The organism is Sneathiella sp., from assembly GCF_047631475.1.
Classification (GTDB): Bacteria; Pseudomonadota; Alphaproteobacteria; order Sneathiellales; family Sneathiellaceae; genus Sneathiella.
Map to the genome: position 1 here is coordinate 1 of NZ_JBLHZT010000033.1, position 24862 is coordinate 24862.

28 protein-coding genes are annotated in these 24862 nt (G+C 49.0%); 9 read left to right on the forward strand and 19 right to left on the reverse strand.

Annotated elements, in window-relative coordinates:
- Positions 1–385, forward strand: a 385-nt coding sequence (locus tag ACJAYR_RS13120; protein WP_415237021.1) for an outer membrane protein assembly factor BamE, incomplete at its 5' end; no start/stop codon positions are given.
- A 73-nt stretch (positions 386–458) separates the two neighbouring features.
- Here the strand turns inward: ACJAYR_RS13120 and ACJAYR_RS13125 are convergent.
- A complete protein-coding gene (locus ACJAYR_RS13125; protein WP_415237022.1) occupies positions 459–2564 on the reverse strand; it encodes a sodium-translocating pyrophosphatase in 2106 nt (701 codons plus the stop codon).
- 489 nt (positions 2565–3053) lie between these two features.
- On the opposite strand from ACJAYR_RS13125, the gene ppa reads away from it, so the two are divergent.
- Positions 3054–3587 carry an inorganic diphosphatase gene (gene ppa / locus ACJAYR_RS13130; RefSeq protein WP_169544875.1) on the forward strand — a complete coding sequence of 178 codons (534 nt, stop codon included), beginning with the start codon at positions 3054–3056 and terminating at the stop codon, positions 3585–3587.
- A 56-nt stretch (positions 3588–3643) separates the two neighbouring features.
- On the opposite strand, the gene ACJAYR_RS13135 is transcribed toward ppa, so the two are convergent.
- The 11 genes from ACJAYR_RS13135 to glyA all read right to left on the reverse strand — a co-directional run bounded on the left by ACJAYR_RS13135 (position 3644) and on the right by glyA (position 12710).
- Entirely contained in the window at positions 3644–4840 is a 1197-nt protein-coding gene (locus ACJAYR_RS13135; RefSeq protein ID WP_415237023.1) for an MFS transporter, read from the reverse strand.
- Positions 4841–4885: 45 nt separating this feature from the next.
- Positions 4886–5308, reverse strand: a complete 423-nt coding sequence (locus ACJAYR_RS13140) for a flagellar basal body-associated FliL family protein (RefSeq protein ID WP_415237024.1) — start codon at positions 5306–5308, stop codon at positions 4886–4888.
- Positions 5309–5433: 125 nt separating this feature from the next.
- Positions 5434–5994, reverse strand: a complete 561-nt coding sequence (locus ACJAYR_RS13145) for a DUF4865 family protein (protein WP_415237025.1) — start codon at positions 5992–5994, stop codon at positions 5434–5436.
- Positions 5995–6108: 114 nt separating this feature from the next.
- Entirely contained in the window at positions 6109–7101 is a 993-nt protein-coding gene (gene thiL, locus ACJAYR_RS13150; RefSeq protein WP_415237026.1) for a thiamine-phosphate kinase, read from the reverse strand.
- On the reverse strand, positions 7102–7581 hold the full coding sequence (gene nusB, locus ACJAYR_RS13155; RefSeq protein WP_169544870.1) for a transcription antitermination factor NusB: 480 nt from the start codon (positions 7579–7581) through the stop codon (positions 7102–7104).
- Complete coding sequence (locus ACJAYR_RS13160) at positions 7578–8042, reverse strand: 6,7-dimethyl-8-ribityllumazine synthase (protein ID WP_169544869.1); 465 nt, start codon at positions 8040–8042, stop codon at positions 7578–7580. Before ACJAYR_RS13160 ends, nusB begins: the two co-directional genes overlap by 4 nt.
- 5 nt (positions 8043–8047) lie before the next feature.
- The gene (gene ribB / locus ACJAYR_RS13165) at positions 8048–9160 is read right to left on the reverse strand and encodes a 3,4-dihydroxy-2-butanone-4-phosphate synthase (protein WP_415237027.1); all 1113 of its coding nucleotides are present in this window, start codon (positions 9158–9160) and stop codon (positions 8048–8050) included.
- The gene (locus tag ACJAYR_RS13170; RefSeq protein WP_415237028.1) at positions 9153–9752 is read right to left on the reverse strand and encodes a riboflavin synthase; all 600 of its coding nucleotides are present in this window, start codon (positions 9750–9752) and stop codon (positions 9153–9155) included. Before ACJAYR_RS13170 ends, ribB begins: the two co-directional genes overlap by 8 nt.
- A gap of 6 nt (positions 9753–9758) precedes the next feature.
- Positions 9759–10874, reverse strand: coding sequence for a bifunctional diaminohydroxyphosphoribosylaminopyrimidine deaminase/5-amino-6-(5-phosphoribosylamino)uracil reductase RibD (gene ribD, locus ACJAYR_RS13175; RefSeq protein ID WP_415237029.1), 1116 nt, complete (start codon positions 10872–10874; stop codon positions 9759–9761).
- The gene (gene nrdR, locus ACJAYR_RS13180; RefSeq protein WP_169544865.1) at positions 10861–11322 is read right to left on the reverse strand and encodes a transcriptional regulator NrdR; all 462 of its coding nucleotides are present in this window, start codon (positions 11320–11322) and stop codon (positions 10861–10863) included. The genes ribD and nrdR overlap by 14 nt, the downstream gene beginning before the upstream one ends.
- Positions 11323–11381: 59 nt before the next feature.
- Positions 11382–12710 carry a serine hydroxymethyltransferase gene (glyA, locus tag ACJAYR_RS13185; protein WP_415237030.1) on the reverse strand — a complete coding sequence of 443 codons (1329 nt, stop codon included), beginning with the start codon at positions 12708–12710 and terminating at the stop codon, positions 11382–11384.
- A gap of 374 nt (positions 12711–13084) precedes the next feature.
- Here glyA and ACJAYR_RS13190 point away from each other — a divergent pair, with 374 nt between their 5' ends.
- Positions 13085–13552, forward strand: a complete 468-nt coding sequence (locus tag ACJAYR_RS13190; RefSeq protein ID WP_169544863.1) for an aminoacyl-tRNA deacylase — start codon at positions 13085–13087, stop codon at positions 13550–13552.
- A 12-nt stretch (positions 13553–13564) separates the two neighbouring features.
- Here the strand turns inward: ACJAYR_RS13190 and ACJAYR_RS13195 are convergent, their stop codons facing one another.
- Entirely contained in the window at positions 13565–13813 is a 249-nt protein-coding gene (locus ACJAYR_RS13195) for a DUF6898 family protein (protein WP_181017901.1), read from the reverse strand.
- A gap of 150 nt (positions 13814–13963) precedes the next feature.
- On the opposite strand from ACJAYR_RS13195, the gene ACJAYR_RS13200 reads away from it, so the two are divergent.
- From ACJAYR_RS13200 to ACJAYR_RS13210, 3 genes are all read left to right on the forward strand, one after another.
- The gene (locus ACJAYR_RS13200; protein ID WP_415237031.1) at positions 13964–15163 is read left to right on the forward strand and encodes an acyl-CoA dehydrogenase; all 1200 of its coding nucleotides are present in this window, start codon (positions 13964–13966) and stop codon (positions 15161–15163) included.
- Positions 15164–15332: 169 nt separating this feature from the next.
- Positions 15333–16106 (forward strand): SDR family oxidoreductase, encoded by a 774-nt coding sequence (locus tag ACJAYR_RS13205; protein WP_415237032.1) that lies wholly within the window; start codon positions 15333–15335, stop codon positions 16104–16106.
- 26 nt (positions 16107–16132) lie between these two features.
- Positions 16133–16735 (forward strand): DUF2238 domain-containing protein, encoded by a 603-nt coding sequence (locus tag ACJAYR_RS13210; protein ID WP_415237033.1) that lies wholly within the window; start codon positions 16133–16135, stop codon positions 16733–16735.
- 42 nt (positions 16736–16777) lie between these two features.
- Here ACJAYR_RS13210 and ACJAYR_RS13215 read toward each other — a convergent pair whose 3' ends face one another.
- Complete coding sequence (locus ACJAYR_RS13215; protein ID WP_415237034.1) at positions 16778–17572, reverse strand: enoyl-CoA hydratase/isomerase family protein; 795 nt, start codon at positions 17570–17572, stop codon at positions 16778–16780.
- 70 nt (positions 17573–17642) lie between these two features.
- Between ACJAYR_RS13215 and ACJAYR_RS13220 the strand changes: the two genes are divergently transcribed.
- Positions 17643–17939, forward strand: coding sequence for a DUF1330 domain-containing protein (locus tag ACJAYR_RS13220; protein WP_415237035.1), 297 nt, complete (start codon positions 17643–17645; stop codon positions 17937–17939).
- Between the two features lie 22 nt (positions 17940–17961).
- Here ACJAYR_RS13220 and ACJAYR_RS13225 read toward each other — a convergent pair whose 3' ends face one another.
- Positions 17962–19026, reverse strand: a complete 1065-nt coding sequence (locus tag ACJAYR_RS13225; RefSeq protein WP_415237036.1) for an enoyl-CoA hydratase/isomerase family protein — start codon at positions 19024–19026, stop codon at positions 17962–17964.
- Position 19027: 1 nt separating this feature from the next.
- Complete coding sequence (locus ACJAYR_RS13230) at positions 19028–20179, reverse strand: acyl-CoA dehydrogenase family protein (RefSeq protein WP_415237037.1); 1152 nt, start codon at positions 20177–20179, stop codon at positions 19028–19030.
- Between the two features lie 196 nt (positions 20180–20375).
- On the opposite strand from ACJAYR_RS13230, the gene hemB reads away from it, so the two are divergent.
- Complete coding sequence (gene hemB, locus ACJAYR_RS13235; protein ID WP_415237038.1) at positions 20376–21377, forward strand: porphobilinogen synthase; 1002 nt, start codon at positions 20376–20378, stop codon at positions 21375–21377.
- 10 nt (positions 21378–21387) lie between these two features.
- On the opposite strand, the gene ACJAYR_RS13240 is transcribed toward hemB, so the two are convergent.
- On the reverse strand, positions 21388–22134 hold the full coding sequence (locus ACJAYR_RS13240; RefSeq protein ID WP_415237039.1) for an SDR family oxidoreductase: 747 nt from the start codon (positions 22132–22134) through the stop codon (positions 21388–21390).
- Positions 22131–23282, reverse strand: a complete 1152-nt coding sequence (locus ACJAYR_RS13245) for a trans-sulfuration enzyme family protein (RefSeq protein ID WP_415237040.1) — start codon at positions 23280–23282, stop codon at positions 22131–22133. Before ACJAYR_RS13245 ends, ACJAYR_RS13240 begins: the two co-directional genes overlap by 4 nt.
- An 87-nt stretch (positions 23283–23369) precedes the next feature.
- Between ACJAYR_RS13245 and ACJAYR_RS13250 the strand changes: the two genes are divergently transcribed.
- Positions 23370–23906 carry a CAP domain-containing protein gene (locus ACJAYR_RS13250; protein ID WP_415237041.1) on the forward strand — a complete coding sequence of 179 codons (537 nt, stop codon included), beginning with the start codon at positions 23370–23372 and terminating at the stop codon, positions 23904–23906.
- Here ACJAYR_RS13250 and ACJAYR_RS13255 read toward each other — a convergent pair.
- Complete coding sequence (locus tag ACJAYR_RS13255; RefSeq protein WP_415237042.1) at positions 23903–24781, reverse strand: NAD(P)-dependent oxidoreductase; 879 nt, start codon at positions 24779–24781, stop codon at positions 23903–23905. The two genes, ACJAYR_RS13250 and ACJAYR_RS13255, sit on opposite strands and share 4 nt — an antisense overlap.
- Positions 24782–24862 lie beyond the last annotated feature (81 nt).

Genomic DNA, 24862 nt, shown 5'->3' on the forward strand with positions numbered 1-24862 from the left:
ATATACCAAGGAAAGCTCCGGTTACCGCGTAGACCCTGATCAAATTGCCAAACTTGAGCCCGGCATCACGGACAAAGACGGCGTTATTGAGAATCTTGGCTCTCCCTCCAGCATTTCCACATTCGCTGAAAATGGTGAAGCGTGGTACTACATCTCCAAGAAAACTGAGCATTATGCCTTTCTGGATAAAAACGTCATTGAACAGAATGTCATCGTCATAAAATTTGATGAAAATGATGTGGTAGAGGTAATCAAGAATTACGACAAAGAGTCTGGCAAAGAAATTGATATTGTCGAGCGTACAACGCCAACCGGCGGGAACGAGCTGGGCTTCTTTGAACAGATATTTGGAAACTTCGGTCGCTTCAACCCGGGCGCCAATTAACGTCGGTGTCGTCATGCCGCAATAAAAAAGCCCCCGAAACATCCGGGGGCTTTTCTTTTCAAAAACATGCTGATTACTGAGCGAGAACCGCCAATAAAAGCAATGCTATGATATTAGTGATTTTGATCATTGGGTTTACCGCCGGACCCGCTGTATCTTTATAAGGATCACCAACGGTATCTCCGGTAACCGCGGCGGCATGTGCATCTGTTCCCTTGCCACCATGATGACCATCTTCAATATATTTCTTCGCATTATCCCAGGCACCCCCGCCGGCCGTCATGGAAACCGCCACAAACAAGCCTGTAATGATAACGCCCAGCAACATCGCACCGACAGTCGCAAACGCCGCTGATTTATCGGCGATCAGCATAACAATGCCAAAAACGACGATGGGCGCCAGCAAAGGCAGCAAGGACGGAATAATCATTTCCTTGATCGCCGCCTTGGTCAGCATATCAACAGCACGCCCATAATCCGGCTTGGCCGTTCCTTCCATAATCCCCGGGATCTCTTTGAATTGCCGGCGAACTTCACGCACGACAGCCCCCGCGGCTCGGCCAACAGACATCATGCCCATCGCCCCGAATAGATAGGGAAGCAGCCCGCCCAGTATGAGTCCAACAACGATAAATGGATTTTGTAGACCGAAATCCAGCGTGACCCCTTGATAGAAGGAATATTTGTCTGGCCCGGCATTCGAAATAAAATAGGCCAGATCTTCGGTATAAGCCGCAAAGAGGACCAGAGCACCCAACCCGGCAGAACCGATTGCATATCCTTTGGTCACCGCTTTGGTCGTGTTACCAACAGCATCAAGTGCATCCGTGGTTTTACGGACATCCTCATCCATATCAGCCATTTCTGCAATCCCGCCAGCATTGTCTGTGACGGGTCCATAAGCATCAAGGGCCACCACCATCCCGGCCAGGGCCAGCATAGTGGTCACGGCAATCGCAATGCCATAAAGCGCCGCAAAATTATAGGCGACAATAATGCCTGCACAAATAATGATCGCTGGAACAGCAGTCGCTTCCATGGAAACGGCAAGTCCCTGAATAACGTTCGTACCATGCCCCGTTTCCGAAGCCTTCGCGATACTACGTACCGGGCGATATTCGGTGGATGTATAATATTCCGTAATCCAGATTATTAACCCCGTTACAATTAACCCGATCAAGCCGCAATAAAACAAACTGGCGCCAGTAAAGGTTTTGTCTCCGATACTGAACTCTGTTCCTGTGCCGATGGTCATTGCCGTAATGGGCCAAAGGGCAATGGCCGAAAGTACGGCAGTGACAGCGAACCCTTTATAGAGGGCGCCCATAATATTATTGCTACTTCCCAATTTGACGAAAAAAGTACCGATCACGGATGTTATGATACACACGCCACCGATCATAAGCGGATAAGTCATCAATTCAGGCGAATTGGCAAAATAGATTGACGATAACACCATCGTCGCGACAACCGTAACCGCATAGGTTTCAAAAAGGTCGGCGGCCATGCCTGCACAATCGCCGACGTTATCTCCCACATTGTCGGCGATAACTGCTGGATTACGCGGATCATCTTCAGGGATACCGGCTTCAACCTTACCCACCAGATCAGCGCCAACATCTGCGCCCTTTGTAAAAATGCCACCCCCTAATCTGGCAAAAATGGAAATCAGCGATGCGCCAAAACCAAGTCCAACCAGACTATCAATCATTTCGCGGCCCTGAACATTCATCGACAGCAAAGCCGCATAATATCCAGCAACAGCCAGCAATGCCAAACCGACAACCAGTAAGCCGGTCACAGCCCCTGCCTTAAACGATACAGCAAGGCCTTCTTTCAATCCGATTGCAGCAGCAGCAGCCGTTCGCACATTCGCCCGCACCGAGACGTTCATGCCAATAAAACCCGCCGCGCCTGATAATATGGCACCGATTAAAAAGCCAATCCCGACTTTCAAGCCAAGTAAAAATGTCAAAATGCCAAAAATCACGATCCCAACTAAGCCGATCGTTAAATATTGGCGGTTTAGATATGCTGTTGCCCCCTCTTGAACAGCAGCGGATATTTCCTGCATCCGTTCCGTCCCAGCATCTGCTGATAAAACGGAACGTCCTGCATACAGACCATAAACTAACGCTATGACACCACAAATAATAGGAATCCACACAAATTCAGACATTGACTCCACCCTATTCTTTAGTGAGCTACGGGCTCACTAACTGTTTTTGATTAACGAACTTAAGTTCTTTTCATAAAAATCAGTTACTGGGCAATCAACTTGCCTTTTAACAATGACAGATAAATATTGAACGGGCAATATTAAGTTTAATATTACCAATTTTTTAATATTACCGATTTCTTTGCTTAAATAGTCCAACTTTTTATTTGAGAATTATTTAAAGTATTTCGGCAAAATCCCATTCCTAATCTCGTTAATTACTATATTTTCTATTTAATTCAGGAAGTTTACTCAAGAAAAACATGACTGAAAAACAATAGAAGTTATTATTTGATATTTTACTACTTTATCTTTTTGTTATTTTCACTTTCGTTATATTTGCTAAATACCCTGAATCTTCAAAAAAAACCCATTTTTTTCCAATCGATTATGGCGCTCCTCCTCAGAACGTGCTATCCGGGCGCCAACGAATATTAGGAGCTTAAAAGAATGGATATTTCCAAAATCTCTGCTGGCAAGAATGTCCCGTGGGATGTGAACGTTGTTATCGAGATCCCTATTGGTGGCGTTCCGGTAAAATACGAAGTCGATAAAGACTCAGGAGCGATGTTTGTCGACCGCTTCTTGCACACCGCCATGTACTACCCTTGCAACTATGGCTTTATCCCTCACACACTGGCCGATGACGGCGACCCGACCGACATGCTGGTAGCTGGCCCTATCCCGGTTATTCCAGGGGCTGTCCTGCGGGCACGCCCTGTTGGCGTTCTGATTATGGAAGATGAGGCCGGACAGGACGAAAAAATTATCGGTGTTCCGGTTGATAAGCTTCACCCTTATTATTCAAATGTCGCGAACTACACTGACCTTCGGGATGTTCTGCTTGATCAGATTGCTCACTTCTTTGAGCATTACAAAGATCTTGAAAAAGACAAATGGGTAAAGATTGTTCGCTGGGGCGATGCTGACGAAGCTGCCGCAATGATCCAGAATTCTTTGGTGAAAGACGCCTTCACAGGGTAATCTCTGAACGAAGATGTTAAAAAAGCCGCTCCCCGAAAAAAAGGGAGCGGCTTTTTTTATTCTGCGGGCGCGACGGCGCGAACCTGCCGGCTAAGATTAACCAAGGCAATAATCGCAACCAGACCAAAGAACGGGATCATGCTCATGGTCACGACATCCCAGCCAAGCGTTTGCTGAAGGATGCCAGCAGACAGCGAAGCCGTCGCAACCGTCCCAAAAACAAGAAAATCATTAAAACCCTGAACTTTAGCTGTTTCACTCGGCCGGTATGTTTTCGTCAGCAACGTTGTCCCGCCAATAAACATAAAGTTCCAGGAAACCCCCAAAAGAACCAGGGCGATCCAGAAGTTGGCGATGGCCAATCCGGACAAGGCAACACCAATACAGACAAGGCCCAATATCGCTCCAACGAAAATAACTTTAAAATCGCCGTATCTGGTAATCAGGGATCCGGTAAAGAAACTGGGGCCAAACATGGCAACCACATGCCAACTAATGACGTTGAAGGAGTCTGACGGGGTGAGCCCACACCCGATCATGGCAAGAGGTGTTGCCGTCATGATGAAGCTCATTCCCGCATACCCGATCATCGCACTTAAAGCTGCCAGAATGAACGTCGGTTGCTTCATGATTTCGAGGAGCGGGCGAGGCTTTTCATCAAACACCTGGTTTCTGATGTGCGGGATTTTGACAAAGCTTACAAAAACAAGGGCAAAAACTCCCAGCAAGATGATTGCCAGATATGGGCCCAAATACAGATAAGGCGCGTAAAGGTCCCGTGTATGGCTTGCAATTTGCGGCCCGATGAAGCCAGCGACCAGTCCGCCGGCCATCACATAAGAGACAGCCTTGCTCCGAAATTCTGGGCCAGCAACGTCAATGGCAGCAAACCGGTAATAGTTGCCAAAAGCCGAACAGGTTCCAACGAGCATAACGCCCAAAGTGAAGCCGATAAAACTTCCAACATAGATGGAATAAGCCGCAATGGATGCACCAAGCATGCCCAGCAAAATCCCGAATAAAAACCCGGCCTTACGGCCCACATGCTTCATGAAATAGGATGCTGGAATAGTAGCAAGTGCTGTTCCTGTCACTACCGCCGTAACAGGAACCGTCGCCAGAGACTTGTCTGTCCCTAATAGAAGAAGAGCAACAAGGGATGCTGAACTGATCATGATAGAGGTTGTACTATTCAGCATGGCTTGGGCGCCGGCCATCAGAAAAATACTAACTTTTGTGCGGGTGTCTCTCAACGCGCCCTCCTATATACATGAGAAGGGCTAATGATAATCGACCCTTTAGTTACCTTTGAACACCTTGACCACAAGAATATCAGAGGGCGCTTTTTTACCAAGTACCTGATTTGCTTGTGTCAGCAAACGTTTTTTTAGTCGGTCATAGTCAACACCGCGTGTTTTATCTTTGTATAAAACAGTGCGACCACTCAGGTCCTTCAAGAAAGCATCCCGAACACGGGGAATAAGCTTCCGGGTCCCATCTTTTTTCTCTTTTTCATCAAATTCAAGACTGACCGTCATGAACATATAATACCGTATGTCGCCATTTTTACGCCGGATCGGAACACTTAAGGGCTTAAGCTCCAGATAAAATGGCCCCTCTTCAACCACCCCTTCTTCAGGTTCAGCAGACGAAGATGCACGAGCATCCGGCACCAACGCCAAAGCAAGGAGCACACAGGTTGCCAGGAGTAAGCCTGACATAGAATCTTTAAAAGCCGCGATCATGATCAAATCCGTTGCTGACAGAAAAAAGTCGTTACAGAAGTTTGATTATCTCAGCGAAGCCTTTCAGAAAAGTTTACAACCAGCATGCAAGCCGAATTTCTTTATGCAGCACCCGACATGGATCTGTTTTCTTCCAAGACCTCATACTCAGAGACGCAATCCGCGCGGGTCTTGTAGGTTTCATCCCTTCGGCTCCAAAGACTGACCCGAGAAATTTCCCAGCGATCAGGATCCAAAAGCACCATATGAGCAAATAGATCATCATTCTTAAGCATTTTAAGATGATTGGCCTGCTCATGCGTTTTAAGCGTTGTCAGGTTCTGTTTTTCGCAAACTTTATCAACTTCAGAAAGCATCTTTTTGGGTGCTATCGTTGACCGACCATAGCCAAAATTCAAGATTTGCCAGCTTCGGACCCTAGGTCGGCCGAAATCTTCGACCACGTCCTCAAACAGGGTGTTCATTAAGAAATTTTGAGCTGCCTGACTGTTTTCCCAAATATAAAATGGCGCATATACATGTTCTTCCCTGTCATACAGGTAGAATTTGTGTGCAAGCCCTGGGCATCCGTCAAACATGGGACCGCGCATTGAGACACGGTCATTAACCATCTGAGCATCATACTCACTTGGCAACCGGACCGTATACTGCATAGCCAGCATAGAGTTCTCCCGAAACAATTTTAACCGCCGAGAGTTTTTCAAAACGGCGGGAAGATGACAACGCACAGAAATGCATAGCTATCATGCATAAAACGAAGAGGCGAAAAAATTAACCTAAAAATGGGTCCAACCAGCGCAGTTATGCTCAATTCTTTGACCGTCAGAATCCAGTAAAACCGGGGCTTCTCCTTCTGTAATCATTCCAATTAACGTGACATGAAGACCCAATTTATGGTTAATTTCTTCGAACGCCTGCACGGAAGCAGATGGAATCGTAAAACAGAGCTCGTAATCATCCCCTCCGGACAGGATGGCCGTCCACTGATCGGGATGAGTTTCAAGGACTTTTTGGGCGGCATCAGACAGTGGAATGCGTGCCTGATGAATTGTCATCCCGACACCGGACTGCTTACAAATATGCCCTGCATCGGCCAACAACCCATCTGATATATCGAGGCAGGCAGAGGCATGATCCCGAAGCACAGCCCCCAGCGTAATTTTTGGATCAGGAAGCCTGTATCGTCTCTCAAGAAATTGTCTGTCCTGGTCATCCAAGAAAGGTAATTTCCCCAGCCTTGCCTGCAATCCAAGCGCGCCATCCCCGATCGTTCCGCTGACATACAGCTGATCGCCGACCCTGGCACCATTTCGCCTGAGGGCCTGCCCTCTGGGAACTTCACCAAGGGCCGTCAGGCTAAGCGTCAACGGCCCGGATGTTCTGACAGTGTCACCGCCAAGCAAACCAACACCAAAGAGAGCTTGGTCTTCTTCAAGACCAGCTGCAAAGCTCTTGATAAAGGCCTCATCGCAACCCTTGGTCCAAGCCGTGGCCAACAGATAGCCTACAGGCTGAGCCCCCATCGCGGCCAGATCCGATAAATTTGTACGAAGAAGCTTGCGCGCGATGTCTGCGGGAAGGTCATTCTCAAAAAAATGAACCCCAGCGACCATTGCGTCCTTGGTGAGGACCAGTTCATGGCCGTCTCTAACGGAGAGTAAGGCCGCATCGTCCCCCAAACCAAGAGCCCCTGGTGTGTTGCGGGTCAGCGGCGAAAAAATGGTTTCGATTATGCCAAATTCGCCCGTTTTGGTATCGGGCCCCGGCATTTATTCAAATTCGCCGGGCCGAAGAATTCTGGCAATTCTGTCCAGGACACCGTTCACAAATGAAGGTTCGTTGTTATTGAAGAACGTCCGGGCCATCCCGACATATTCTGAAATAATCACCTTGGCATCCGCATCCAGACGGGCCAAGAGCTCATACACAGCAACACGCAAAGTCGCCTGCAAGACCAACTCCAACCGATCGAGGGTTCTATCTTTATCCAAAACAGCATTGATCTGCTGATCAATTTCTTCAAGACGTTCAGTCGCCCCGATAACCAGATCCCGGAACAAGGCCTTATCGGAATCCTTGAACTGCATGTCGTCAATTTTTGCACCCACGCGATGTTCAAGAAACTCGTCAACCACTTCGGTTGCCGCCTTTTCCTCAACACCCATCTGATAAAATGCCTGAACAGCATTTAACCGGGCAAGACGGCGGCGACTATGTTTGTCCCCCCGTTTTTCAGATTTTGAGCTCATCGCGGAAATAGTCCAAATTGTTCTTTTACAGTCAGCATCTGAAGCGCGGCCTGTGCAGCCCCGCCTCCTTTGTTCTTCTGATCTTTATTGGCCCGGGCCCATGCCTGCTCTTCATTTTCGCAGGTGATAATTCCGTTGCCCAACGCCAGACAATATTCAGTAGACAGGTCCATCAATGCACGGGCGCTTTCTTCTGAAACGGTGTCATAGTGCGATGTTTCACCGCGAATAACACAGCCAAGCGCAACATAGGCATCAAATCGGCGACGCCCGCCCATGAATTCCATGGCCTTGATTGCAAACCGAATAGCCGCCGGAATTTCGAGACAACCAGGCACCTGAATAACTTCATAAGTCGCATCGACACGGTCCAATTCTTCTTTTGCACCATCAAGCAGCGCATCGGAAATATCCCGGTAAAAATCAGCCTCGATAATCAGTATATGTAAATTGTCTCGCATAGGGCTTATTCCTTGACCTTTATAGGCCGTGTTTCGGATACCGAGAGACCATAACCATCCAGTCCAACAATATTCCGTTCAGTGTTGGAGAGAAGAACCATATTCTTGACACCAAGATCAAGCAATATCTGCGCACCAATGCCGTAATCACGTAATTCATGGGGCGTTTTGACAGGTTCACCCAATTTTCGGCGCAAACGATCAGAAAGAGCCATCGGCCGTGGCTCGCGGATCAGGACAACAACACCCCGGCCTTCTTCTTCAATCTGGTGCATCGCATTATGCAGCATATCCGGGTTTTCGTCCAGATCACCCAGAACATCCCCCAAAAGGTTCAGCGCATGCATACGCACCATAATGGGTTCAGAGGTGGAGATATCCCCTTTGATCAACGCCACATGTTCCGCATATTCCGGCTTATTCGAAAACACGATCATTTTCCAGTCGTCCCCATACTTACTGGAGACATCCGCCTCGATTTCCCGCGTGATCAGGCTGTCATGGCGACGACGATATTCGATCAGATCTTCAATCGTTCCGACTTTCAGGTCGTGTTTTTCGGCGAATTCCAGTAGATCGGGCAGCCGCGCCATCGTGCCGTCATCTTTCATGATTTCACAGATAACACCTGCAGGGATCATGCCGGCAAGTCTTGCAATATCTACCGCGGCTTCTGTATGACCCGTGCGGCGCAGAACACCGCCTTCACGTGCGACAAGCGGGAAAACATGCCCTGGACTTACGATATCCTGCGGCCCTTTGGTATGATCGATAGCAACCGCAATTGTCGTTGCACGGTCAGCCGCCGAAATTCCTGTGGTCACGCCTTCGCGCGCCTCAATCGATACAGTAAAATTAGTATGCAGTCGGGACGCATTGGATTGCGCCATCAACGGCAGTTCCAATTCCTGAACCCGTTCTTCTTCCATGGAAAGGCAGATCAAACCACGGCCATGTTTAGCCATAAAGTTAATCGCATCTGGCGTCGCCATCTGGGCTGGTATAACCAGGTCGCCTTCGTTTTCCCGATCTTCAGCATCAACGAGAATGAACATTTTGCCATTTTTGGCATCGTTAATGATCTCCTCAATGGGAGAGAGGTTCTTGCTTTTAGTCATTTTTATTATTTACCTCTGTCATACGCGCTACATAGCGCGCCAACACGTCAATTTCGAAATTAATCCGCTGACCAATTTTCAAAGTCCGAAAAGTCGTATGCGCCTTGGTATGCGAAATAATGTTTACGCTGAAAAAGTCCAATCCAACTTCGTTTACCGTTAGCGAAATACCATTGAGGGTAATGGAGCCTTTCGCAGCGACAAAGCCGGCATAATCGTCTGGCAGGGACAAAGTCAACTTCGTTGAATCATTAATTTCTTCCAGATTCTTAAGAACAATTACGGCGTCGACATGCCCCGTCACCACGTGGCCACCCAACTCGTCGCCAAGTTTCAGCGCTCGCTCCAGATTGACCATCGTTCCCACTTCCCATTCGTTCAGATTGGTGCAGGATAGGGTTTCGTCAGAAGCCTCAACAGCGAACCAGTCTTCCCCTTTATCGACAACAGTAAGGCAGGGACCGGAACACGCGATAGAGGCGCCGATGTCAATGTCTGACGTATCAAACGCGGTTTTGATCTTAATTTTTGTATCGCCGCTTTTTTCAATCGAGGCTATTTCCCCGACATCTGTAATAATTCCCGTAAACATGCTTACCTAGTTCCGAAGAAAATAACGTTCCAGTTGATCCTCACCTAAACGATGAGTACCCTCTAATTCCAATATTGGTGCGTCCGACACATCTTTCAGTCCGATGGATTGAAAAGCAGAGATACCGTCTCCACCAATGACTTTAGCAGCCCTGAACCACATCAAGCGGTCTGCCAACTCTTCTTTTATCAATGATGCCTGAAGATGGGAACCTCCTTCGACAAGCAATCGTGTAATTCCTTTGTCCGATAAAATGGACAATGTGTGTTTTAAGTCGGGAAGACCTGACTCCGTGGCCTCAACCTCAATGACATCAGCGCCCAAATTCCGGATCGCATCAATGCGCTCTGGATCGTTTCCAGCAACCGTAACAATCCACAATGGGATGTCGCGAACAGTTTTAAACAACTGACTGGTCAACGGTATTCTCAACCGGGTATCAGCTACAATCCGGGTTGGCGAATATTCCGTCAGGCCGGGTATGCGGCAGGAAAGTTCCGGGTCATCAGCGAGGACGGTTCCAATCCCCACCATGATCGCATCGTTTTTGGCCCGTAACATATGCCCGTACCGGCGCGCCTGCGGCCCGGTAATCCATTGACTGCTTCCGGTCGTTGTTGCGATTTTTCCATCGAGGCTGGTCGCCACCTTCAAAGTAACTAACGGTTTGTCGATGGTCTTACTTTCAACAAAACCGATATTGGCATCCAGCGCCTCACTCTCGCAAATTTTTTCAACAACCTCTACGCCCGCCTCGCGTAAAATTTCAAGCCCGCGTCCGTTCACCCGTTCGTCGGGATCCTGCAACGCAGAAACCACGCGCGCAATTCCAGCCTTGATTAGGGCGTCGCAGCATGGGGGCGTTTTGCCGTGATGGGAACAGGGCTCCAGTGTCACATAGGCGGTTGCCCCTTTTGCCAGCGGCCCCGCCTGCTCTAGCGCAACGGTTTCAGCATGGGGACGGCCTCCGGGCTGGGTCCATCCGCGGCCTACAACACGGCCTTGACTGACAATAAGGCAGCCGACAGCCGGATTTGGCGCAACACGGCCCAAGCCACGCCTGGCAAGACGGAGGGCCACACGCATAAACCGTTGATCTGTTTTAAGGTCAGTCTGTGACACTACTCTGCAGTTCGCCAATAAACTCTTCGAAATCTTTGGCTTCCCGGAATTCCCGGTACACCGATGCAAATCGAACATAGGCGACACTATCCAGATTTGCCAGACCTTCCATCACAAGTTCGCCAATCTTATCGGACGTAACTTCCTGATCACCGCTACTTTCAAGCTGCCTGACAATTCCGTTGATCATGCGATCAATGTTATCGGGCTCTACCGGGCGCTTGCGAGTTGCGATTGTCACCGAGCGTTCAAGTTTTTCACGTTCAAAGGGGCTTCGCTGACCGTTTTTCTTTACGACCGTCAATTCCCGCAACTGAACGCGCTCGAACGTCGTAAATCTGGCACCACAGGCCATACAGGCTCGTCGGCGCCTAATTGCAGTATTGTCTTCAGTCGGACGACTGTCCTTAACCTGGGTTTCTTCACTGTTACAAAACGGACAACGCATTCACGGCTCCCCCAATTATATCAGGATGCCTGCGCTAACACGCATCCTGACCAAATACCTTACAGGGATGAATAAAGCGGGTAATTATCGCACAGCTGTTTCACTTCTGCCCGGACTTTAGCCTCCACTGCACTGTTATCCTCAGGATTTGAGACTAATCCGTCAAGAACTTCGGCGATCAGGTCACCAACTTTCGCAAATTCTTCGACACCAAAGCCACGCGTTGTCGCGGCTGGTGAGCCAAGACGGACGCCAGACGTAACCGTTGGTTTTTCTGGATCGAAAGGAATACCGTTCTTGTTACAAGTCATATTCGCATTTTCCAAGGAATGCTCGGCAATATTACCGGTCAGTTTTTTGGGCCGCAAATCAACAAGAACAACATGTGTATCTGTACCACCAGACACGATGTCCAATCCGTGACTAATCAGCGTTTTTGCGAGAATATCCGCATTTGCCACAACTGATTTAGCATAAGTTTTGAACGACGGCTGAAGCGCTTCACCAAATGCAACAGCTTTACCGGCAATCACATGCATCAAAGGCCCGCCCTGAATTCCAGGGAAAATCGCAGAATTCACCTTTTTGGCGATCGCTGCATCATTGGTCAGGATCATACCACCACGTGGTCCGCGCAATGTTTTATGGGTCGTTGTTGTCGCAATATGGGCATGTGGGAACGGGCTTGGATGTTCTCCAGCGGCAACCAGACCAGCAAAATGCGCCATATCCACCATCAGATATGCACCGACTTCGTCTGCAATCTCACGGAATTTCGCAAAATCCAATTGACGAGGATAGGCAGATCCACCGGCGACAATCAGTTCAGGCTTATGTTCTTTTGCAAGAGCCAGCACTTCGTCAAAATCAACACGGTGATCATCAGGACGGACGTTATACTGAATAGCGTTGAACCATTTACCTGACTGGTTTGGAGCCGCGCCATGGGTCAGATGACCGCCAGCCGCCAACGACATTCCAAGGATGGTCGCCCCCGGCTTGATCAGAGACATGAACGCGCCCTGATTGGCCTGCGAGCCGGAATTAGGCTGGACATTTACAAAATCAACGTTGAAAAGCTTTTTCGCCCGTTCAATCGCAAGATTCTCAACAATATCAACATACTCACAACCGCCATAATAACGACGGCCCGGATACCCTTCCGCATATTTGTTTGTCAGAACAGAGCCCTGCGCTGCCATCACGGCAGAGCTGACAATGTTTTCGGATGCGATTAATTCGATCTGATCCCGCTGACGACCAAGTTCTTTTTCAATCGCACCAAACACGTCCGGGTCATTTTTTTCCAAATCTGCGTTGAAAAAATCAATCTGGTCAGAATTCTGTTTGCTCACCTGTGCCACTCCATATTCAACGACCCGGGACATTTTGCAGTTTCACCCGGATTTCAGTAACGCCATTAGGATATACTGGACAGGACTTCTTCGGCTGAAGGATTTCCTAAAACCAGTACAACTGTGACTTTTACCGGCGACTTACACCAGCCGATATTAGCCGAATTCAGCGCGGGTTGGATAGCACATCCTATTTGTCCTTCCTAGAGAGAACTGACCCGAAAATGCAATAAAGCTGTAGATCGCCTTGAACCCTTTGGAATAAGACCGCGGGGTCCCGCTTTTTACTTGAGAAACAAGCAACATTTAGTCTATATTAGAATAATGTAATAATTCCCACAGAATCGCCAACCCATTACTTGGTGGCGTTCTAATCCTCTTTCACAATGTCACGAAAGGAATTGACCATGGGAATGGCCTCCTCACTTGAAACCTATATGCTTCGCGCAGGCATTGAATATGATTTAGTGCATCACAGACCCTCGGCCACATTGGCAGGTGCTGCGCAAAATGCTCACATCAAAAAAGACTGCGTTGCAAAAGCTGTTGTCCTGAAAGATGGCGACGGATTTGCCCTTGCTGTAATCCCCAGCAAAACCCGTCTCTCCTTGTCGAAAGTTGAAGAAATGACCAACCGGGAATTTTCGCTTTCTTCAGAGGAAGAGTTCGCCCCCTTGTTTAACGACTGTGAAGTGGGCGCCGTTCCGCCAATTGGAAATGCCTATGGCATGCCTGTTCTGATGGATACCGCACTTGAAGGGGAAACGGATATCTATTTTGAAGCCGGAGATCATGAAAATCTTGTGCATGTAACAGACTGGGACTTCGAAATCTTGATGCGCGGAGCTGAAACGGGCGAGATCAGCAGATCATAGTCGAACCCGCTCCTAAACGATTATTCCTCCCCGACCGTCAGACGACGGGGAGGTTTTTTCTTGATCTGCTCCGGACGCTTTTCGCATGACATACAGCAGTTTTTTCACCGCTGTTTGCTGTAACTCCAATTTACTGGCGGTGACCGGGCCAACGATCGATACCTCAGTCAAAGAAACTGGATCCATCGCGGACACCTTCACTGAGTTGCCGATGGGAACAAATTCAATGATATATTCCCCTTGATCATCACTGCTCGTCATTGCAATTTCCGTAAGGTAAAAATAGCGCTATATGGAATTGTATCACACAGCTTATTGAGTTTATGTAAAATATTCTGTAGATAAGGACTATCCATATAAAGTTTTAAGCTTAAAATAATTATAAAAACTTGTCAGTATCGGAGACAATCCATGAGCAGCGCACCTGCCAAACATCGCCCTACCTTCAATGCAGTAGATCCATTTCTCATCAATGAACAATTGACCGAGGAAGAACGCCTCGTTAGCCAAACAGCCCATGACTATTGTCAGGAAAAGCTGATGCCACGCGTTCTTGAAGCCAACCGACACGAAAAAATGGATACAAGCATCTTCCGCGAAATGGGTGAGCTTGGTCTTTTGGGAAGTACAATTGAAGGCTATGGCTGTGCCGGCCTTTCATACGTTTCCTATGGACTGGTTGCCCGCGAAGTGGAACGGGTTGACAGCGGCTATCGCTCAATGATGAGCGTTCAGTCCAGCCTTGTCATGCATCCTATCTACACATATGGAACTGAAGAACAGCGTCAGAAATATTTGCCAAAACTGGCAACCGGTGAATGGATTGGCTGTTTCGGCCTTACTGAACCTGATCATGGATCCGATCCGGGAAGCATGGTGACCCGCGCCAAATCTGTAGACGGTGGCTATCGTTTATCAGGGGCGAAAATGTGGATCACGAATTCACCAGTAGCAGATGTTTTTGTTGTCTGGGCCAAGACCGATGATGATGTAATCCGGGGTTTCATTCTTGAAAAAGGAATGGAAGGCCTATCCGCACCAAAAATCGAAGGTAAATTCTCCCTTCGGGCGTCGATTACGGGTGAAATCGTAATGGACAATGTCTTTGTTCCGGAAGAAAACCTGATGCCAAATGTGCAAGGCCTTTCTGGACCGTTTGGATGCCTGAACAGCGCGCGCTTCGGCATTGCCTGGGGCGCCCTTGGTGCAGCGGAATTCTGTTGGCAGGCAGCTCTTCAATATACCATGGAGCGCAAACAGTTTGGTCGCCCGCTTGCGGCAAACCAGCTTATTCAGAAAAAACTGGCTGATATGCAAACCGAAATCACTCTGGGTTTGCAAGGATGTTTGCGGGTGGGTCAATTGCGTGACGAAAACCGTGCTGCGCCTGAAATGATTTCCCTGATCAAACGCAACTCATGTGGCAAGGCTCTGGATATTGCCCGTACTGCCCGCGACATGCATGGCGGAAATGGTATCAGCGACGAATATCATGTAATTCGGCATGTTATGAACCTTGAAGCGGTTAATACCTATGAGGGAACACACGACGTGCATGCCCTCATTCTTGGACGCGCTCAAACAGGTATTCAGTCCTTCACAGGTGCCTGAACCCACCTTTAAGACCCTATGATAATGGCCCGGGCAGAATTGCTCGGGCCATTTTTTGTTGTCAGCGCACAAATTCCCGATAACATAACCGTGCAAGAAACAAGAACAAAGAATAACCGCGATCAACAAAGAATAAACCGGCGGTACAGACCGGACAGGTGAGGAAATTATGAAAGCAGCTGGAAAGAATATCGTCATTACAGGGGGAGCAAGCGGCATTGGAAAGGCCCTTGCAGAACGGTTTCACGCAGACGGGGCCGCCGGCATAACGGTTGCTGATTTAACAGAAGACACCCTTCAGGCCGTTGCAAAAAGTGTGAACGGACTGGCTGTAAAATGTGATGTTTCCAATGAAGCTGACATCCAAAACCTTGTGGCAAAAGCAGAAGAGGCCTATGGGCCCATTGATATTTTTGTCTCCAATGCAGGAATAGCACGGTACGGCTGGGAAGAAACATCAGACGAAATCTGGGACTTGAACTGGCGCATTCATGTCATGGCACATGTCTTCGCGGCCCGCGCCGTTGTCGACAAAATGGTTGAACGTGGATCCGGGTACCTGATCAATACAGCCTCCGCAGCTGGCCTTCTGAGCCAGATTGACAGCGCAACCTATGCAACCACCAAACATGCCGCTGTAGCATTCGCGGAAACTCTAGCCATTCGCTATGGCGACAAAGGGATACGGGTTTCTGTTCTCTGCCCACAGCAGGTACGCACCGGCATGACTGCAGGGCGAGAGGATCAAGTGGCCGCAGTGGATGGCACAATGGAGCCCGAAGAACTTGCAGAATGTGTTGTTCAAAGCATGGAAAAAGAAGAGTTTCTCATTTTGCCTCACCCTCAGGTACTGGAATATATGCGCCGGAAAACGGCTGACTATGATCGCTGGATCGGCGGCATGCGAAAATTACGGGACCGGTTTCTAGGCGTTTCTTCATAATGAATGTCTGATTGAGGGAAATATTCATGCAGATATTATGGCTGGCGGTCTTTGTGGCTGTTTTGATCTGGTCGGGAATAAATCCGAAAGACTATTTTACATGGTTTCTGGAAGTCCTGCCCGCCATAATCGGTTTGGGACTTTTAGCAGCAACCCGCAAGCGGTTCCCGCTCACTCCTTTGCTGTATTTTCTCATCCTCGTTCATGCAGTTATCCTGATGGTTGGCGGACATTACACATATGCTGAAGTGCCCCTATTCGATGTGATCCGCGACTTGATGGAATCCGACCGAAATAACTATGACAAAGTCGGGCATCTTGCACAGGGTTTTGTGCCCGCAATCATTGCGCGCGAAATCCTCATCCGACTGTCTGTTGTCAAAACGCCAGAATGGCGAACACTATTTATTATAAGCATCTGCCTAGCGTTCAGTGCGTTTTATGAACTGATTGAATGGTGGGCCGCACTCCTGAGCGGCGAGGCCGCGGAAGCGTTCCTTGGCACACAAGGCTATGTCTGGGACACGCAGTCTGACATGGCGCTCGCCCTTCTTGGGAGTATTCTGGCTTTGATCCTGTTACCGCGCCTGCATGATCGGCAATTGTCAGACCTTCAAGAGAAGGCCTAACCAACGCCTGCCTGATTGCGCGGGGAAGACGGATACATTGCCTCAGCGGCCTTTGAATTCAGGAGGTCGCTTGTCTATGAAAGCGCGGATCCCTTCTGCATAGTCATCAGATTCAGTCGCCAAAGCGTATTGATCAATATCCATATAACTGGTTGCATGATTTAAAGCTTTAGCAGCAACATTCGCTCCCTGCTTAATCATCCGAACGGGCAGCGGCGGACGGTCCGCAATTTTTCGTGCGTATTCCAAAGCAAGATCAAAAGCACTTTCCGTCTGGGAAATCTCTTCAATTAGGCCCCAGGATAACGCTTCGGTTGCGGGTACAATATCGGCAATGATCGAAATCTGTTTTGTCCGGGCAGGCCCCATCAAATTCACCATTCGCGGAACAGATTGCCAGCTCATGTTCATGCCATTTTTAATTTCCGGCACATAAAATTGCGCCCCTTTTGAAGCAATACGCATATCGAGGGCAACAGACAGGGCAACACCGCCGCCGATGCAATATCCGTCGATGGCTGCAATGGTCATGGGCTCCAAATCTTCCCACGCCTGACACATACGAGGACCAACCCGCAGCATCTCCCGCTTATCCATCATGCCCGCATCCATGCGCTCTTTAAGCGCTGCATCTTTTAAATCAAAACCCGCGGTAAAATTCTTTCCGTTTCCGGTAAGGATGATCGCATTGGTTTCAGTGTCCCCTTCAAAAGAACGGGCGACCTCCAGCAGCTCTTTCATGAGATCCACCGACAGGGCATTCATTTCATGCCCCCTGTCAAAACGCACAATGGCAATCCGATTATTTTTTTCTAGTGTTACATACTTGTATGACACAGGCGGCCCCCTTATTGTTCTTTTTCAATCTAAGGTATCAGGAAATAACTGTAAAAAGAAGGAACGAAATATGCCTGCTTACATGGTCGCCCGTGTGAACGTGAAAGATCCGGTTCAATACGAAGAATATAAAAAACTAGCGCCTATTGCGATCAACAAATATGGCGGAGAGTATCTTACACGTGGCGGTGCGATGGACACGTTGGAGGGCGAGCCAGAAACCCACCGGGTGGTAATTGTAAAATTTCCGGACTATGAAACAGCTCAGAAATTTTATGATAGTCCTGAGTATACCAGAGCCAAAGCGGAACGAGAAAATGCGGCGACAGGCCAATTCATCATCCTCGATGGATATCAGCCTGCCTGACCTCATTGATTAATTTCTTTTCTTAAATATCCAGGTCACCTGCCGCCAGGGGTGTAAAATACGAATCAATATCTTCGTCTTTCACGTCCTCAAGTGTAGCGGGTGACCAGACCGGCTTCTGATCTTTATCGATAACAACAGCCCGTGTGCCTTCATAAAAGTCATGCCCCTTGATGATCCGGTTGACCATTCTCCATTCCAGCTTCATGCAGTCATCGAATGTTTTTGACGCCCCTGACCTGATTTGACGGCAAGTGACTTTCATGCTGGTTGGTGATTTGGACCGCAGGCCAGCTGCCGTTTTCACGGCCCACTCGTCCCCCGCTTCATCAAGACTGGCCAAAATTCCTTCCACGCTATCAGCACTGAAATGTTTATCAATTTTCGCTCGGTATTCTTCCAATGGTGGCGTTTCCGTTTGCTCGGCATATACCGCGATCAACTGATCGATATCGCCGTGCGGATCTTTGGAGAACTGCATACTGGCCAAAGACTGCTCTAGCCCGTCCAGATTTACAGACTGGACATACGTGCTGGCCACACCGGCATAAACTGTGTCTGCGGCCTTAAGACGAGCGCCCGTCAGCCCCAAATACATCCCGATTTCGCCCGGACAACGGGGCAAAAAATACGTCCCACCAACATCCGGGAAAAGACCAATTCCGGATTCTGGCATAGCAAACAGGGTCCGTTCCGTTGCGATACAATGACTGCCATGAACCGAAACACCGACGCCACCGCCCATAACGATACCATCCATAAAGGCGATATATGGTTTTGGGAAATGTTTGATCGCCGCATTACATTTATATTCGTCTTCATAGAACCGATAAGGGTAATCCCCACCGGCCTTTCCTTCATTATAAAGTTTGACGATATCACCGCCCGCGCAAAAGGCTTTCTCGCCTGCGCCTTTAATCAAGACAGCCTGAACCGTGTTATCCGCAGCCCAGTCATCAAGTTTCGTGTGCAACGCAATCGCCATCTCGTGCGTCAGCGCGTTCAGCGCTTTGGGCCGATTTAGAAGGATGACGCCAAGCTGCCCCTTCTGTTCAAAATAAATTTCCTGATCCACTGACATTGACATGTTAAGCGCGTCCCTGACCATCTTGTAATTTGCGGGAAACAACAACCCGCATGATTTCATTTGTACCTTCGAGAATCTGATGAACACGTGTATCACGCACATACCGCTCGATCGGAAAATCCCTCAAATATCCATAGCCACCATGCAACTGCAAGGCTTTGTTACAAACATCAAATCCTGTATCCGTCGCCAACCGTTTCGCCATTGCACAAAACAACGTGGCCTCTGGGTCTTTTGCATCCAACTTGCTGGCTGCCTGACGGATCATCAGGCGAGAGGCTTCCAATTCCGTTGCCATGTCGGCCAGATTGAACTGGACGGACTGAAATTGGCCAACAGGTTTGCCAAACTGTTTTCGATCGGCGGTATAATCCTGTGCTGCTTCAAGGCAGGCCCGCGCCGCACCAATGGAACAGGCGCCGATGTTAAGCCGTCCCCCATCCAGGCCCTTCATGGCAATCTTGAAGCCTTCTCCTTCTGCACCCACCAGATTTTCGACCGGGACACGGCAATCATCAAACAAGACCTGTGCAGTCGGTTGCGAATTCCAACCCATTTTCCGTTCTTGAGCCCCAAAACTGATCCCCGGCGCGTCTTTGGGAATAACCAGACAGCTAACACCGCCAGCGCTATCGTCCCCTGTTCGCACCATCGTTACATACACATCAGCCCGTCCGCCCCCGGAAATAAAGGCCTTTCCACCATTGATAACATAGTCATCGCCGTCTCGAACGGCCTTGGTTTTAAGGGATGCGGCATCTGACCCTGCGCCCGGCTCCGTTAGACAATAACTGGCAAAATGCTCCATTGTTGTCAGTTTAGGCAAAAATTTTGCCCGAACCGCATCAGATCCGAAACTATCGATCATCCAGCTCGCCATATTATGGATCGAAATATATGCCGCGGTTGACGTACAGCCAGACGCCAATTCCTCAAAAATAATGGCAGCATCGAGCCGCGACAGATTGGATCCGCCATATTCCTCATCAACGTAAATACCGGCGAATCCCAACTCTGCTGCCTGACGCAACTCATCAACGGGAAAAATCTTTTCTTCATCCCATTTTTCTGCGTTTGGCGCAAAAACGTCAGTTGCAAATGCCCGTGCCATATCCTTTATCAGGGTCTGGTCTTCTGTCAGATTAAAGTCCATGTGACTGCTTCCTATAAATCCCGTGCCTTTTGATACGGTCTTCTGCCGTTTGTGTCAAACTTATGCCAAACGCTCGTTAGGTGAAAGAGATATTCTTGCACAACGCCCCTGCGACAATATGCAGTCAGAATTAAATTTGCTCAGATTTATTCCGGACGGTATTATCCCGTCAATATTTGGATGGAGAAGACCAAAAATGAAGACGCCCATGACCTCATTCCCTGCAATACGGATGCGCCGGAATAGGAAATTTGACTGGTCTCGCAGATTAGTTGCAGAAAACAGCATCACGCCAAACGATCTGATTTGGCCTGTATTCGTTCACGAAGGCAAAAACCTTGCGGTTGATATTCCTTCGATGCCGGGTGTCCAGCGCCTTTCGACAGACTTACTAGCAAAAGCTGCAAAGGAAGCCTACAGTCTTGGTATTCCCGTCATCGCGTTGTTTCCGGCGGTTGATCCATCGTTAAAATCTGAAGACGGTGAGGAAGCCTTTAATTCTGACAACATTATTTGCCGGTCAATTAAAGCGATCAAAGATGCGGTCCCAGAAATGGGCGTTCTGTGTGATGTGGCGCTTGACCCTTTTACGACCCATGGTCAGGACGGTCTTGTTGAAAACGGATATGTCATGAACGACATAACGATCGACGCCCTGATCAAACAAACCCTTAATCAGGTGGAAGCAGGCTGCGACATCATTGCGCCTTCCGATATGATGGATGGCCGTATCGCTGCGATCCGCCGGGCTTTGGAAACAAGCGGCTACACGGATACACCGATCATGGCCTATTCTGCCAAATATGCCTCGGGCTTCTATGGTCCGTTCCGCGAGGCCGTCGGTTCAACGGGCAATCTTGGGACAGGGGATAAACGTACCTACCAGATGGATCCCGCCAATACAGATGAAGCAATCCGTGAGGTCGCCCTTGATATTCAGGAAGGCGCCGACATGGTTATGGTAAAACCAGGAATGCCATATCTTGATATCTGCCGTCGGGTAAAAGATGAATTTGGGGTACCGACCTTTGCCTATCAGGTTTCTGGCGAATATGCGATGATCGCGGGTGCCATCCAGAACGGGTGGCTGGATCCAGACAAAGTCATTCTTGAAGCCCTGCTTTGTTTTAAACGGGCCGGCTGTGATGGTATTCTGAGCTACTTTTCAATTGAGGCCGCTAAAAAGTTACAGGGGTAACGCACTTCAATTAACGCCCCCCGCTGATATCCAGAAGAATGCCGGTCGAATAACTGGCGTCTTCTGACAACAGCCATAACGCCGCTTTTGCGACCTCTTCAGGCAACCCGCCGCGTTTCATTGGCACATTTTCTTTAACGCGATCCACGCGATCAGGCTCTCCGCCCAATTTATGAATATCCGTATAAATCACACCGGGCCTGACAGCATTAACCCGAATTCCATCTTCCGCCACTTCTTTTGCAAGACCGATTGTGAATGCATCGATGGCACCTTTAGACGCGGCATAGTCAACATATTCATGAGGCGACCCAAGACGCGCTGCTACCGAGGATATATTCACAATACCGCCGCCCTGTCCGCCTTTGGACAACGCCATGCGATTAACCGCCTCTTTTGCACATAAAAATGAACCGGCCACATTGGTCATCATAACCCGTTGCAGTCGATCAAAGGTCATATCTGTAACGCTGGCATGTGTTTCCAGAATGCCGGCATTATTGACAAGAGCCGTCAACGGCGCGAGTTCACGATCAACAGTTTTGAACAGGGAAAGAATATCCTGTTCCACAGCCACATCACCCTGTACAGCGATTGCCCGTCCACCAGCCTCTGTTATCTTCTGAACAACTTCATCAGCGGCACCTTGGTTGCTATGAAAGTTGACACAGACTTCATATCCAGCGGCCGCGGCCTTTACAGCGAGACTGGCCCCAATGCCGCGACTGGCCCCTGTTATGATAATAGAGCCTTTCATTCCGCCTCCAGTCCCTGTTTTAAATCGGCAATCAAATCGTCAGAATTCTCAATGCCAATGGAAAGTCTTAAAAGATCGGCCGGGCATGGTGTGCCGTCGCCCTCGATACTGGCTCGATGTTCTACAAGGCTTTCCACGCCACCCAACGAGGTAGCGCGCTTGAAAAGCTGAAGATTGGCAGCCACTTTGACAGCAGCGCTTTCCCCGCCCTTGACGCGCACACTCATCATGCCACCGAAACCACCTGACATCTGTTTTTTGGAAATAGCATGTCCCGCATGGCTTTCCAGTCCCGGATAAAGAACTTCTTCAACATTCGGGTGATTTTCCAGCGCCCGGGCAATCGCCATTGCGTTGTTGCACGCCTGACGAACACGAACAGACATGGTCCGCATACCGCGCATCAAAAGCCATGCCTCAAACGGTCCGAGGACGGCCCCTCCTGCATTTCTTACTTTTTTCACACGATCCCAGAAACCGTCCTGATTTTTAGTAATCAGGGCTCCGGCCAGGACATCTGAATGACCATTTAAATATTTGGTCGCAGAATGCATAACGATATCCGCACCAAAGTCGATCGGACGGCACAAAAGCGGCGTGGCAACTGTATTGTCGACCGCTAACAGAGCCCCAACCGATTGCGCGACCTCAGCCCAGGCAGCAATATCATCAACAACCCATGTCGGATTTGCAGGTGTCTCCATCCACAGCAGAACCGTTTCACCAGGAATAACCGCCTGCTTTAACGCACCGATGTCACCATTGGGCACAAACGTTACCTTCAGTCCCCAATCGCGGCCCAGTGTCAGCAACCAGTTACGTAACGCCCAATACATGACCTCTGGTGCCACAATATGGTCGCCGGGTTTCAAGGCTTGAAATACACTGACAGCTGCCGACATCCCGGATGAAAACAAAAGCGCATCCTCGCCGGCTTCCAACGCGGCAAGAACAGCTTCTGGCTGATCATAATTTGGGTTTTGGTCACGTGTATACACCCGGCCATTGGGATAGCTGTTATCTGCTTCCCGTTCAAATGTTGTTCCTGGAAAGATACCGGGGATCAAACCGTTATTCGCGTCATCCATCCAACCCAGACCTTGCGCCAAAATTGTTTCTACAGTCAGGGTTGTTTTGTTATTATTCACGGGAAACCTCATTCACAAATAAATTCAGCAAACGTTATCCCATCGTTACTTTTTCACTCACCCAGAAAACGGCATAAGGGAAAATTGATGGATTTGGATACGGAACTCGTCAAGTTAATCAATATATTTCGGGAAACGGAGAATATCCCGTCCCTTACGCAAGATGCAAGTTTAGATACTGCCGCGGCCAAACATGCCTTTTTCATGCAGCAAAATAATACCCTGTCGCATGTTGGAGAGAATGACAGCAGCTTCACAGACCGGCTTACGGCTGAGGGTGTCCAGTATTTAACAGCCGCTGAGAACGTGGCCCTTGGTAAACCAGAGGCTTCAGAAGTCCTGACACTTTGGAGCGAAAGCGAACCCCACCGGGCGACTTTGCTTGATCCCAAATATTCTCATGTCGGGGTTGCTCTGGCGATATCGCCAATCGCGCGCAATACTGCTGGACTTGCTTTCTGGTCGGCGTCATTTATCCAATCGGTACCACCAGAAGACAAAGAGAAAGGTCCGCAACCTTCCTCTTTGCCAAACGCTGAAGAACCAGCGCGTCATCCGGCTTCTCCTGAAGCGGTATCGCCTATCAATCCTGATCCAAAGATCGAGCAGCCTGCAAAAAATTAATCACTCAGCTTACGGAGACGTGTGATAAGGCTGGAGGTATCCATTCGCCCGCCTCCCATCTGCTGGACGTCCCCGTAATATTGGTCAACGACGGCTGTATTTGGAAGGCTTGCCCCGATCTGGTTCGCGGTGCTAAGGCAAATACCTAGGTCTTTGCGCATCCAGTCCACGGCAAATCCGAAGTCAAAATCCCCTTTGATCATTGACTTATAGCGGTTTTCCATCTGCCAGCTTTGTGCGGCTCCCTTGGAAATGACTTCAATAACCTTTTCAGCATCCAGACCTGCTTTTTGGGCAAAATGGATCCCTTCAGACAGACCCTGCACGACACCCGCGATACAAATCTGATTGACCATCTTGGCAAGCTGCCCGGCGCCAACTTCTCCCATCCGCATACAGGCTTGAGAATACGCGTCGATAGCAACTGCGGCACGGTCGAAATCTGATTGTTCCCCGCCGCACATCACCGTCAATACGCCATTTTCTGCACCGGCTTGTCCACCGGATACAGGGGCATCAACAAATCCGACACCCGCTTCCTTGCCGATTTGAGCCAGTTCGGTCGCAACCTCCGCAGAGGCCGTTGTATGATCAACGAACAAAGTGCCGCTTGCCATACCTGCAAATGCACCATCTTCTCCCAGAACAACGCTGCGCAAGTCATCATCGTTGCCAACACAAGCCATAACGATGTCTGCATCCACAGCAGCCTCGCGGGGTGTTACTGCAAAATTTCCACCATATTCCGCAGACCACTTTTCCGCTTTCGACGCTGTACGGTTGTAAACAGTCACGTCATAACCGGCTTTTTGCAAATATCCTGCCATGGGATAGCCCATAACACCTAAGCCAATAAAGGCAGCTTTTTTACTCATTTATAGAACCTCCTGCGTCCTGTTAGACTGCGCGCCTCATTCTTTTAAATGCATGCACCGTTCGTTCAAAGCACAAACTGT